At 67.8% G+C, this 12,906-nt stretch carries 9 protein-coding genes; 3 read left to right on the top strand and 6 right to left on the bottom strand.

Annotation, left to right across the window (positions count from 1 at the left end; translation table 11 throughout):
- Positions 1-514: 514 nt before the first annotated feature.
- The 3 genes from ACLJPD_RS09790 to ACLJPD_RS09780 all read left to right on the top strand — a co-directional run bounded on the left by ACLJPD_RS09790 (position 515) and on the right by ACLJPD_RS09780 (position 3,333).
- On the top strand, positions 515-1,456 hold the full coding sequence (locus ACLJPD_RS09790) for a ParA family protein (RefSeq protein WP_410871564.1): 942 nt from the start codon (positions 515-517) through the stop codon (positions 1,454-1,456).
- Positions 1,457-1,489: 33 nt separating this feature from the next.
- Positions 1,490-2,527 (top strand): ParB/RepB/Spo0J family partition protein, encoded by a 1,038-nt coding sequence (locus ACLJPD_RS09785; protein ID WP_410871562.1) that lies wholly within the window; start codon positions 1,490-1,492, stop codon positions 2,525-2,527.
- Positions 2,528-2,607: 80 nt separating this feature from the next.
- Positions 2,608-3,333 (top strand): GNAT family N-acetyltransferase, encoded by a 726-nt coding sequence (locus ACLJPD_RS09780; protein ID WP_410871988.1) that lies wholly within the window; start codon positions 2,608-2,610, stop codon positions 3,331-3,333.
- A 73-nt stretch (positions 3,334-3,406) separates the two neighbouring features.
- Here ACLJPD_RS09780 and ACLJPD_RS09775 read toward each other — a convergent pair whose 3' ends face one another.
- The 6 genes from ACLJPD_RS09775 to ACLJPD_RS09750 form a co-directional block, all read right to left on the bottom strand.
- Positions 3,407-4,603, bottom strand: coding sequence for a peptidoglycan-binding protein (locus ACLJPD_RS09775; RefSeq protein WP_410871561.1), 1,197 nt, complete (start codon positions 4,601-4,603; stop codon positions 3,407-3,409).
- 132 nt (positions 4,604-4,735) lie between these two features.
- Positions 4,736-5,068, bottom strand: a complete 333-nt coding sequence (trxA, locus tag ACLJPD_RS09770; protein ID WP_410871560.1) for a thioredoxin — start codon at positions 5,066-5,068, stop codon at positions 4,736-4,738.
- Positions 5,069-5,100: 32 nt separating this feature from the next.
- The gene (gene trxB / locus ACLJPD_RS09765) at positions 5,101-6,087 is read right to left on the bottom strand and encodes a thioredoxin-disulfide reductase (RefSeq protein WP_410871559.1); all 987 of its coding nucleotides are present in this window, start codon (positions 6,085-6,087) and stop codon (positions 5,101-5,103) included.
- Positions 6,088-6,191: 104 nt separating this feature from the next.
- Complete coding sequence (locus ACLJPD_RS09760) at positions 6,192-6,977, bottom strand: hypothetical protein (protein ID WP_410871558.1); 786 nt, start codon at positions 6,975-6,977, stop codon at positions 6,192-6,194.
- A gap of 95 nt (positions 6,978-7,072) precedes the next feature.
- A complete protein-coding gene (gene sigM, locus ACLJPD_RS09755; RefSeq protein ID WP_410871557.1) occupies positions 7,073-7,702 on the bottom strand; it encodes an RNA polymerase sigma factor SigM in 630 nt (209 codons plus the stop codon).
- A gap of 263 nt (positions 7,703-7,965) precedes the next feature.
- Positions 7,966-11,583 (bottom strand): murein biosynthesis integral membrane protein MurJ, encoded by a 3,618-nt coding sequence (locus ACLJPD_RS09750; protein ID WP_410871987.1) that lies wholly within the window; start codon positions 11,581-11,583, stop codon positions 7,966-7,968.
- Positions 11,584-12,906: the final 1,323 nt, after the last annotated feature.

The following is a 12,906-nucleotide window of genomic DNA, read 5'->3' as shown; positions in this document are numbered from 1 at the left end:
TGAGGTTGGAAGTGCGGTAGGGCTGCGGGCTTTGGAGTGTGCTGTGGAGTTGGTCGGGGTGCGGGTGCGGGGTGCGTGGTGTGGTGGGGAGTGCGATCGGGTGGCGATTTCAGGGTCTGTCTGCAGTGGGGTGGGCGGGGTAATTTGGCGGTCTCGGAGCGCGTGGGGATCGCGGGGTGGGTGCGGGGTGTGGTTGGGGGTGGGTGGATTCGGGGGGCTTGTTTCCCGTGAAACATCGGTACGCGACGTTAATTCGGGAGTATTGGGTGTGTCCTTGTCGGCGTGCCGCGATTCAGCTTTCCTAAGTGACCGGGGGCTGGCAAGCTGTCAGGAGTCGGGTGGGAGTGAGACATCTCCTCGAGTCTTCGAGTTCTCCACCGACACAGTTTGTTTGTGATGACACGGCGCCGACGCTCGTCGGGGGTACGTGATCTGAAGTTTCTCGGGTTAGGAGCAATCTATGTCGAGCGGTCCGGCGAATGTTTCACGGGAAACAACGTCGCGGGTCCCGGGGATGCTGGATTCCAGCAACTTCGACGCGGAGACGTTCGGGAATACTCCTTTCGGGCACATCTCCCCGGCCGAGACCCCGATCGCGGCGGAAGCGCAACGCGCCAGCCAGATTCTGCATCCAGGAAAGGTCAATGTGCCGAAACCCCGCGAGCAACGGATCATCACTATCGCCAACCAGAAGGGCGGCGTCGGGAAGACAACCACGACGGTCAATCTCGCTGCGGCGCTAGCGCACCAGGGAATGACAGTCCTTGTGGTCGATCTGGATCCGCAGGGGAACGCGAGTACGGCGCTGGGCGTCGCGCACAACTCGGGTGTGCCGTCCAGCTATGAGCTGTTGATCGGTGAAGTGTCGGTCAAGGACGCGATCCAGGTGAGCCCGCACAGCGAGCGTCTGCTGTGCGTCCCGGCCACGATCGACCTGGCCGGCGCGGAGATCGAACTGGTCTCGATGGTCGCTCGGGAAGGGCGGTTGAAGACCGCGATCCGCGAGGCGAGCATGGTCGGTTTCGACATCGATTACGTGCTGATCGACTGCCCGCCCTCGCTGGGTCTGCTCACGGTCAACGCGCTCGTGGCGGCCAAGGAAGTACTGATTCCGATCCAGTGCGAGTACTACGCGCTGGAAGGTGTGGGTCAGCTGCTGCGCAATATCGGGCTGGTGCAGGCACACCTCAACCCGGAGCTCCACGTCTCCACCGTCCTGCTGACGATGTACGACGGCCGCACCAAGCTGGCCGACCAGGTTGCCGAGGAAGTGCGCAACCACTTCGGCGACGTGGTCCTCAAGTCGATGATCCCGCGCAGCGTGAAGGTTTCGGAGGCGCCGGGTTACGGGATGACCGTCCTCGATTACGATCCAGGCTCGCGTGGTGCGATGAGCTACATGGACGCGGGACGCGAGCTGGCCAGTCGTGCGCAGCTGAAGCAAGACGCGTCGTAGCGTGAGTTGGAACTAGGAAGGGATCGGTAGCCGATGAGTCAGGCGAAAAAGGGCGGTCTCGGTCGCGGGTTAGCCGCATTGATCCCGACGGGTCCGGCCGTGGCGCCGGGCTTGAGCAGTGCCGCGGCGAGCGTGATCGGGATCAATCCGATCGGTCCGCAACCGGCCGAGGCGTTCCTGCATCGGGTTCCGGACGCCGAGTCCGGGCCGGAGCCCGAGCCCGAAGCCGATCTGGTCTCCCCCGGCGGCGCGGTGTACCGCGAGATCCCGGCGGACCTGATCGAGCCGAACCCGAAGCAGCCGCGTCAGGTCTTCGAAGAAGACGCACTGGCCGAGCTGGTGCACTCGATTCGCGAGTTCGGTCTCATGCAGCCGATCGTCGTGCGGCGTATCGACCCGGGCGTCGACAAGTTCCAGTTGGTCATGGGCGAGCGCCGCTGGCGCGCGTGCCAGGAGGCCGGACTTGCCACCATTCCGGCGATCATCCGCGACACCGATGACGGCTCGATGCTGCGTGACGCACTGCTGGAGAACATCCACCGCGTGCAGCTGAATCCCCTGGAAGAGGCGGCGGCCTATCAGCAGCTGCTCGAGGAATTCGATGTCACCCATGAAGAATTGGCTTCGCGAATCGGTCGTTCCCGGCCGGTGGTGACGAATATGATTCGTTTGCTGAAGCTGCCGATTCCCGTGCAGCGTCGGGTGGCCGCCGGGGTGCTCTCGGCCGGACACGCCAGGGCGCTGCTCGGCTTGGATGCAGGCGCGGACGCACAGGAAGAACTGGCGGCGCGGATCGTTCGTGAGGGAATGTCGGTGCGGTCCACCGAGGAAGCGGTGCAGCTCGCGAACCGCGACCCCGCTACGTCCGCTCCCCCGACGCCGAAACGCAAGCCGATCCATATGCCGGGTCTGCAGGATGTGGCCGAACGGCTGTCGGGTTCCTACGACACCCGGGTCACGGTCAGTCTCGGTAAGAACAAAGGCAAAATCGTTGTCGAGTTCGGGTCCGTCGAAGACCTCGAGCGCATCGTGGCGCTGATGGATCAAGTCGGCCCCGAAACGTCACTGTGACTGAAAGAGGCGGCACGTACTGTGGATAGTGATGTGGCGTGAGCGTGGATGAATCCGACAGCTGGAGGCTGAACAGGGCAGTGCCGACCAGCGTCACGGCTTTGACACTCGACGGGCTGGGTCAGCTCCCGGCGCATACCCGCCGGTGTGTGTTCTGGGAACTGGACCCGGCCGTCGCCGCCGACTCGCACGCGTTCACCGATCCGGTCTTCGAAAAGGAAGCTTGGCTCTCGACAGTGATGCTCGAGTGGGGCTCGTGTGGGCAGGTGGCACACGTGGAGAACAACCTCGCGGGCTGCGCGCTGTACTCGCCGCCGAGTGAGGTGCCGCGTTCCTCGCTGTTCCCCACCTCCCCCGTGAGCCCGGACGCGGTCCTGCTGACCACGCTGCAGGCCGAATTCCCCTACGACGAGGCCGATGTAGCCCATCACCTGGTTCAGGCCGTGGTGGGCGATCTGGTGCGCCGTGGTGTGCGGGCGCTGGAAGCGTTCGGTATTCGCAACGGTCCACCGTCGAGTTCGGTCGCGGATCGGGGGTTCGGGTCGTCGATGCGGTTGATGGAACGGATCGCGGCACCGCTGCGCGACCCGTCGTCGGATACCAGGTGCAGTCCGGAAACGTGCATGATCGACGCCGACTTCCTCGCCGAGGTCGGTTTCGAAGTGGTTGCCCCGCATCACCGTTTCCCCCGCCTGCGGTTGGAGCTCAACTCTGATCACGGCTGGAAGGAAGACGTCGAGCGCGCACTCGACCAACTCCTCGCTGCCGCCTCGATGGAACCGCCACAGCGCGTCGGCGCGCACTGACCCGAGACAACAAGAACGGCCCCGCGGAAACCGCGGGGCCGTTGGTCTGTGCGTAGAACAATACGGACGGGGACTACACGTTGCCCACGTCCGCCGCCGCCAGTTCTTCGGCGAGCAGTTCGGCGAAGGTGTAGGTGCCGGTGGGCTGGTCGTCCTGGCCGAGCAGGTAGAGCCGCTTCACCGAGATGAGAATCGCTTCGGCGATCACGTCGCGCATCCGCGGGTTGGCGAGCACCGCGGCGTCGTACTCGTTGGTGAGGTAGCCGAGGTCGACCTGGACGGTCGGCATCTTGGTCAGGCGCAACAGGTCCCAGGTGCGCTGATGAGTCCGGCAGTCCTGCACCGAGGTTCGGGCCACCACTTCGCGCTGGATGAAGCCGGCGAGCACCTGCCCGATCATCGACACCGAACCGTGCGAGTTGCCCCAGTAGAAGCCGGCCACGCCCTTCGCGGACGGGTTGTCACTGGTCGCGCAGCGCAGCGAGATCATCAGATCGGCATCGAAGGCGTTGGAGGTGTCGGCGCGTTCGACATCGGTGGGGTTGGCCCCCCACGGCCGGGACAGGAAGGTCTCCATGCCGGTCGCGGCCATCCGGCCTTCGAGCCTGGAAGCCAGATCCCACAGGATCTCCGACTCGTACACGTCACCGAATTCGGTGGGCACCGCGAAACCCTTGTCGGTGCCACCGAATCCGGGATCGATCACGATCCGCTTGCCGGTGAGCTGCGGGCCCGCCCGGTGCACCACTTCTTCCTCGGCGATGCGGTGCGGGTTGCCGCCGGTGACGCGCGCGCCGAGCAGATCCAGCGAACGCAACGTGTCCGGCCCACAGATTCCGTCGGCGGACAGGCCGATCTCGCGCTGGAACGCGCTGAGCCCCTCATGGGTGTGCGGGCCGAAGTGCCCGTCCACGCGGTACACATAGAAGCCGAGGTCCTGCAGTTTGCGCTGCAGGGTGGCCACGTCGTCACCGTAGAGCGGTGCCGACAATTGGTAGATCAACGTACGAGCACCCAGCCGGTAGGAGGCTTCCTTCAGCGCGCGATAGGTGGCCGGACCGACCACCCCGTCGACGAGGAGACCGCGCTGCTGCTGGAACGCGCGGATCGCCGAATCGAGGGGCCGATCGAACACCGCCTCGATGTCTTTCCAATATTCCGGTCCGCCGTTCGATTCGGCGTGTGGGAGATGCAGGAAACCGAGGCTTGCGAGGGTGCTCCGAACCTCTGCGACGGCTGGTCCTGAATCGCCGTGACGAAGTCGGTGCATGCGTGAGAGCCCTTTCCTTCGGCCGGAGCGTCCGTCGATTGTCTCAGACCCGGGCCGCTTTACGGGAATCCCGGGTCCAGGCATCCTACGGCGCGTCGGCCGGTAGGAGGCGCTTTTGTCGGATGCGCTGTGTTAGAGAAGGCCGTCGAGCTCGCGCAGCAGCGCCGCCTTGCCCTTGGCGCCGACGATCTGCTTCACCGGCTTGCCACCCTGGAACAAGATCATCGTGGGCAGCGAGAGGATCTGGTAGTCGCGAGCGGTGCCCGGGTTGGCCTCGGTGTCGAGTTTGGCGATGGTCAGCTTGTCGGCGTGGGTGCCCGCGATCTCCTCCAGCACGGGGGCGACCATCTTGCACGGGCCGCACCAATCGGCCCAGAAGTCCACGAGCACCGGCTTTTCGCTGAGCAGGACGTCATCGGCGAAGGACTGATCGGTGACGGTGATGGTGTTGGCGCTCTCGGCCATGGGTGTCTCCTCGACAGGGGTGGAACTCGAAATCAGTTGGTGCGCACGGCGGCCGAGCCGTCGGCGTGGTCGAGCGTGTTGGCGGTGATGTCGCCCTGCTCGGCGAGCCAGCGTTCGGCGTCGATCGCGGCGCGGCAGCCGGTGCCCGCGGCGGTGATCGCCTGCCGGTAGGTGTGGTCGACGAGGTCGCCCACGGCGAAGACGCCAGCCACGTCGGTCGCGGTGCCCGGATCGGTCACCAGCACATAGCCTTCACCGTCGAGAGCGACCTGGCCCTTGACGAGTTCGCTGCGCGGGTCGTGACCGACGGCCACGAACAGCCCGGTCGCGTCGAGCTCGGACTCCTCGCCGGTGCGGGTGTCGCGCAGGGTGAGGCTGGCCACGCTCTTGTCGCCGTTGACCTTCACGACCTCGGCGTTGAGCCGGAACTTGATCTTCTCGTTGGCCTTGGCGCGCTCGAGCATGATCCGTGACGCACGGAACTCCTCGCGGCGGTGCACGATGGTGACGCTCGCGGCGAACTTGGTGAGGAAGGTCGCTTCCTCCATGGCGGAGTCGCCGCCGCCGACCACGACGATGTCCTGACCCTTGAAGAAGAAGCCGTCGCAGGTGGCGCAGGCGCTCACACCGCGGCCGAGCAGGTCCTGCTCCCCCGGCACGTTCAGGTAGCGCGCGGCCGAACCCATCGCGAGGATGACGGCATAGGCCTCGAAGGTCTCGTCACCGACGGTGACCTTCTTCACGGGGCCGGACAGGTCGATCGCGTCGACGTCCTCGGTGCGCAGCTCGGCGCCGAAACGCTTGGCCTGGTCGCGCATCTGTTCCATGAGGTCGGGGCCCATGATGCCGTCGCGGAAACCGGGGAAGTTCTCCACCTCGGTGGTGGTCATCAGGGCGCCACCGAACTGGGTGCCCTCGAAGACCAGCGGCGAAAGCTCCGCCCGGGCGGCGTAGACAGCCGCCGTGTAGCCGGCGGGTCCTGAGCCGACGATGATCAGGTCGCGAACTGGCGTGCTCATGGGGCCCTTCCGAAAAAGCAATGTGGGGACGTGTCGATCAACAACAGCCTAAACGGTGTTGTTCCCGCAGCGCGTCGGTGCTGCCCGCAAGTGGTTACCGAACATCAGCCGATATCGCGCAGCGTCAACCGCTCGGGCGCGCCAGCGCTACAGCCCGTACCCACGACGAGCGCGGTGATGGTGGGCGCCTCAACCCCCTGCACGAGGACCAGGACGGCGTCGGAGCCGCGGAAGGTGATGCTCGTCGCGCCGAGGACCGCACGGTCGATCCCGTTGGCTCGCACACAGCGGGTGAGGGCGGCGTCGTCGGCCAGCGGCCCGACCACGTCACGCTTACCCAGTGCCCGCAGCGCGGCGGCGGTGGTGAGTTCGTCGGGGGCCGCCGGTTCGGTGTACGGGGCGGCGGTGGGGGTGCCCTCGGTGGTGTCGAACGTGCTGAACACGGCACCGGCACCGGCCAGGACCGCCACCGTCGCGGCCGCCGCGGCGAGCAACCCCATTCGTCGCCGGGATCGATACCGGTCAAGGGAGATCGGCGCCTGTTCGGGTGGCTGCGGCGTGATCCGCACGGTCGGACCGTCGTTGGCGACCGGTTCGGCCGCGGGAATCGACCGCGGCGGCGTGATGCGTTCGGTGGGCACCTCCCCCGCGTCGAGTTCGGCGACGAAACGGAACATGCGGTCGGCCACGTCGTCGGGCATGCGGTGCATGACCCGCTCGTCGGCGGCGAGCGTGCGGAGGTGGATGTTCACCTCGTCGAGCTTGTTCAGGTAGTGCAGCGCGTCTACGTCGGTGCGGACCATGGGCCACAGTTGCTCGCGCAGATCGGGCGCGAGGTTGTCGGCATGGAGATCGGCCAGCAGTTCCGACGGGAACGGAGGCTGCGGCACGGATCGAGCCACCCTCGCACCTCCCAGTTCTGTCGATATCGGATCGCAGGATCTAGATCGCTGACTTGTTCGTCACTGTTAATGACGCATCCCGACTACATCCGGTTCCCTGGATCCCGGAAAAATTCCAAACGTTCTTGCAAACGTACGCGCGCTCGGGCGCATCGGCTCTTGATCGTGCCGGGCGCCACGCCGAGCGCGGCGGCGGTTTCGGCCACGCTGCGGCCCTCCATCTCGGTCATGACCAGGGCTAATCGCTGTTCGTCAGGGAGGGTGAACAACGCCTCGCTCACGACGGTCGACAGTTCGTAGTCGGCGAAGGCATCGTGCGGGTCGATCGCTTCGGGCATGTGGTCGGGCAGGACCGAGATGGCGCGGCGGGTCTTGTTGCGGCGGATCCGGTCCAAGCAGGCGTTGACCACGATCGCGTGCAGCCAGCTGCGCACCTCGGATTCGGCGCGGAACGTATCGGCGGTGCGGTGGGCCGAGAGCAGGGCGTCCTGCAGGCAGTCGGCGGCGTCCTCGCGGTTGTAGGAGGTTCGTAGCGCTGTCTGCCAGAGATGGTCGGAGTGCCTGCGCAGCAGTTCGGCGAAGGCGTGTGGTTCCCCGCGCACGTGGGCGGCCAGCAGTTGCTTGTCGCTACCGTTCTCCAGGAGCGAGCGGACGTCGGCCACGCCCTGTCGCGGTGGCACACCGCGGACTTGCTCGTTGAGTTCCGGCGACAAAACTTGACCCCTCGGACAGCGCTCGTTACGGCGACTCGAGTCGGCGAAACAAGGCCGATCCATCACCTGCCTACTACGCGGCGTCCAGGATCGACGTCGACAAACCCTGGGTAACTCTCAACCGAGAGCGCGCGGCGATCATATCGCCGATAACAATTGCGCACCAACCGGACCGCGGTTCGATGAAGGTCGGCAATGGGCCCGGAAATGATCGACCACCTGCACGGAGCGTGGCGGCGGGAGGGGTTGACGGCGCGGTGCGATTACGGGGCGGCGTCGAAGCGGACGTCGCCGATCGCGGTCTGGAACTGACCGCCCGAATTCGCCAGTCCGGTGATCCATACGAGCACGAAACGAGCGGCCTGATCGGTCTGCACGGCGATATCGGTGACCCCGTCACCGAGCTTGGCCGAACCGATCAGCTGGGTCTGGTCGAGGGTGGGCGCCTCGGTGGGCGAGGTGCGGATCTCGACGGTGCTCCCCACGCTGGGTGAGGTGATCGACACGTTGGTGAGCTTGGCCGGGGTCGGCAGCGTGGCCAGCAGCCCCACGCCCTTCTTGAGGGCGGGGAACTGCTGGAAGTACTGATCGGTGCGCCACAGCGTGGAGGCGTTGTTGTCGAGTACCGCCCCCGCTGCCGCGGCACCGTCGGGGGTGCCCTCCGGCGAGAACACCGCGGCGCCGGTGACCGGCACCGGCACACTCGTCGGCGGCGCCTCGGGTTCGGAGTTGGGCGGTGCGGACGCCGCGGGCGGCGCCACACTCGAGGTGAGCCCGATGTTGATCTGCTGATCGAGCGGCTTGTCCGACGCGCCGGGCGCGAAGATGCTCACCATCCACCAGATCAGCACGCCGACCACCAGCGCGGCCAGCACGCCGAGGGCGACCATGATCCACATCATCCGCTTGGAGCGTTCCCGCTCGGCGGCCAGCAGTTCCGGGTCGGCGAGTGAATCGGCACCGGGGGCAACGGCCCGCTGACCCAGTCGTAAGACGGGAATGAAATCGGTCTTCTGATCGACGACCGAGGCCTGCTCGAGCACGTGCTGCACGGTGGCAGCCGTGCGCACGCCCTTGTTGGATTCCAGCGAGCGAACCGCGACGGCCGAGATCTCGAACGGCACCTCCGGCCGGATCTGACGCGGTTCCACCGGCGTGCCGTCGGGCCCGAAATCGGCCAGGTGCAGACCACCGATGGTGGCCGCCGACCCGGTGACGCCGCCGACGCGAAGCGGCCAGCGCGCGGTGATCAGGGCGTAGAGCATCGCGCCGAGGCCACGGACATCGCCTTGCGCGTCGGAATCGCCGAGCGTGCCGGGGAACGCCAGGACGGCGTCACCGGAGGCACTGATCCGGATCCGATCGGGGTGATCGATCGACAGCGAGCCGCCGCCACGGTGGGCGAGTTCGGCCGCCGAGGCGAGCGCCCTGATGGCCCTGGCCGCGCCGACCGGCGACGGCACGGTCTCGGCCATCTCGCGCAGCGAACGGCCGGGAGTCCACTCGGCGACGACGATGCCGCCGGAGCTGCCGCGCACCACGTCGAGGACCCTGGCCAGGCCGGGCGCGTTGATCCGGCCCAGTCGCAGCGTGCGCGACAGCACCGCCTGCGGGCCGTCGTGGCCGGAGTTCTCGCCGGAGGTCTGATCTGCGTCGACGAAGGTCAGCGCGACCTCACGGTCGAGCTTGATATCGAGTGCCTGCCAGAACTTCAGCCCACGCGCACCGCCGTGACCGGCCAGCAGCCGGTACCGGCCACCGGCGACGGACGCGCCGGGGATGAGCTTGGGCCCGCGCTGCGCACGGTTGGCCGCGCCGCCCTGGGTCACCTGCGGCGGGATCGGCAACATGCCGGTGTCGTAGGTCGGATCGCTCGGCGGTATGACCGAACGAGCACCTTCTTCGTGCGTATCGCCTTCGTCTGGTGCGTCGGCATGCTCGGACCCACTCGAGAGCGGCGCATCGGGCCCGACCTCGGTGGACATTCCTGCTGCCGCGCGCGCCGCAGAATCAGCGGCCGGGACGCCGCCCACCGCGTCATCGCTCACCCTCGGTCCTCCTTCGGCCTGAAAACCCGTGTCGGTCTGCGGAACAGCGTACGGGAACTGTGCTTGCCCGGTGCTGTCAACAGCGCCCGGTCGAATGACGGGCAGCACCATGGTCTGGGTGTCCAGAGACTGCCCGTATGCGGGGAATCCATAGGTATCGGGACGGCGAAGAACGGTGGTCGCGTAGATGTCGTCGGACGGGGTGTCATCGAGTCCGAGATCCGGCGCGGGCGGGGTGATGCCGAGCCTGCGCGAGATGGCGACGGTGATGGCGACGACCTCGGGGATTCCGGCCAGACGCATCAGGCCGAATGCCACCGAGAACATCACCACCGCATCGACGACGACGCGCAGCAGCGAGCCCGCGCCGCCGGAGACGCGGTCGAGCCCGGTCACCGTGTCGACGATCAGCATCACCGCACCGCCCGCGATGGAGGCGAGCAACACTCTGGTCACAGTTCGGCCGACATTGACCATCCGCAAGTCGCCGAGACTGCGGTGCAGCAGCACCCCGCCGATCACCGCGCCCGCGGTGAAGCCGAGGCCGGTGGCGACACCGAGAATGATCACCACGTCGTCGCTGTCGCGGGCGATGACCGGTGCCAGTGCCGAGACAGCGATCTTGATCGTCGTGATGCCCAGGATGATCCAGGTCGGTGTCCACGCCTGCTCGCGCGCGTAGAACACCCGCAGATGGATGAGCACGAGCGAATACGGGATGAGCGAGAACGCCGACCAGCTCACGGCGTCGCCGAGTCGTTCGGCGTCCCCGGAGAACCGCGCGTAGCCGTAGAGCGCCTGGCCGATCTCCGGGCCCGCGAGGGTCATGAAGGTGACGATCGGGAGCATCGCGATCATCGTGAGCCGGGTGGCGACGGAGAGGTCGTCGACCACCGCGGGGGTGTCGTCGTCGGCGGCGCTGCGGCTCAGCCTCGGCATGATCGCGGTGAGCAGGGTTACCCCGATCACGCCGTAGGGCAGCTGTAACAGCGCCCAGGCGTTCGCGAAGATCGCGGGGCCGGCCTCGTCGGCCGAGGACGCGATGTTGTTCGCGACCACCAACCCGATCTGGCTGATCAGCACGTACAGGATGATCGCGATGCCCATCTTGCCGAACTGCTTGAGGCGCGCGTCGACTCCCCACAGCGGCCGCAGGTTGATCCCGTGTCTGCGGATCGCGGGCAGCAGACAGAGCGCCTGTGTCGCGACGCCCGCTGTGATGCCGAGGCCGAGGACCAGCAGTTTCGAATCGCTCATCCGCACCGGATCGAGGGTGATCTCGCCGGGCGTCAGTGCGTAGACCGCCAACACGGTCAAGGCGACCAGGTTGTTCATCACCGGGGCCCAGGCGCCCGGCTTGAATGCCTGCCTGGTGTTGAGGATCGCGGTGAACAGCGCCGACATGCCGTAGAAGAGCAGCGCCGGTGCCAGCAGGTACGTCAGCGCGACAGTCAGGTCCGTGTTCACCTTGCCGTCGGACGCCACGAGTACGTGACCGGCCAGGATCGGCGTGGCCGCCAACGTGAGCACTGTCGCGGCGAACAGCACCGCGAAGGCCGCTGTCACCAATCTGCGCACGAACGCGACACCGTTGTCGGCGTCCTCCTGTTCGGCGCGAATCAGGGTCGGCACGACGATGGCGGTGAGCACCGCGCCGAGGACGAGCTCGGCGATCATGTTCGGGATCAGGTTCGCCGAGATGAACGCACTCGCGATGGCCGGGCCGAGCACCGTCAGCAACAACAGCTGCTTGGCGAACCCGGTGATCCGGCTGATCAGCGTCGCGACCGCGATCGAACCCGAGTCCTTGAGCAGCTTCGCATTGGCACTCATCGGGGCGGCGCCCTTGTCGGCAGGTTCGGCCGCCACCTTCTTGGGCCGAGCGATGACCTGAGTCCGCTCCGCCGACCGATCACCAGCGGGCGAACCAGCCACCCGCTCGCCGAATCCAGCACCTGCCCGGCGCCCGTCCCGCATCGGATCCGCGGCGGGCATCCCGGGAAAACTCGCACGCGGCGGCACCGGCCGGCGGTGTTCGGGCGAACCCGGCCGGTGCCCACCGGCCTGATCGGGCCGATTCTGTCTCGGAATGGCGCCGGACTGCCCACCGCGTGGCGGGACCGGCCGCTGCTGCGGAAACTCGCCCGAGGGGTTCGGGCCGGTGCGGCGCGGGGGGAACCTGTCCGGTCCAGCGCCCGAACCGGGGCGCTGTTGGATGGGGAACTCGCCCGAAGGGTTCGGGCCGGGCCGGCGCGGAGGGAATCCGTCCGGGCCGGGGCGCTGTTGTAGCGGGAATTCGCCCGAGCGACCGGCCGAGCCAGGGGCCGGGCGCTGTTGCTGTGGAGGTCCGGGGCGCCCGTCGGGGCCCGGAGCCGCGGGACGCGGTGGTTCGGCGGGGCGGCCGACCGGACCCGGACGCTGCGGTGGGCCACCGGGCCGCTGTGGCGGCACGCCGCCGGGACGTTGCTGCTGCGGGAATTCACCCGAGCGGTTAGCCGGGCCGGGTGGCTGTTGACGCGGGTTCGGGACCGGACCGGGTCGGTCGCCGTGCGCCGGTCGTCGCGGATCCGGGGCGCGATAGTCGGCGGGAGGCGGGGGCATCACCGGGCGCCCGGGTCCTGCGCGGTGTCCAGCGGGCGGTTGCGGCGCGCCGGGCTGATCCGGTCCGGGGCGGTATCCCGGGGGCGGTGGTTCCGGCCGATAGGTCGGTTGACCCGGCGGGACGGCCGGGCGGGGAGTGCGATGAGCCGAGGGTGGCTGGGGTGCGCTCGGATCGGCGGAGCCCGGCCGGTAACCGGTCTGTTCGATGGGCCGGAAACCGGGCTGACCCGGTGTCTCGGGCCGAGGTTCGCTGCCGGGCACAGCGGGTCGCTCCCCCGGATGACGCGGCGCGGCGGGCCTGCCGAGATGCCGAGGCGGCACCGGTGGATCGAAGGCCGGTTCACCGGGCCGAGCCTGCGGCCTGCCGTCTCGGGGAGCGGGGAAGTCGGGGTCCGGGCGCTGACCGGGCGCAGCGGGGCGCCGATCCACCGGACGATCCACGGGTGGCACGGCTTCGTCGCGATCGGCGTCCTGCCCGGCCGTCATCCCGCGTTCCCACGGTGCGCTGGGGGCCCGGCGCAGGGTCGGGTCGTCGTCGGGGGTACGCCGATGAGC

It is taken from the genome of Nocardia sp. A7, assembly GCF_046549215.1.
Classification (GTDB): Bacteria; Actinomycetota; Actinomycetes; order Mycobacteriales; family Mycobacteriaceae; genus Nocardia.
The sequence above is the reverse complement of the archived record's forward strand: the minus strand, read 5'-3'. Positions and strand labels throughout refer to the sequence as shown.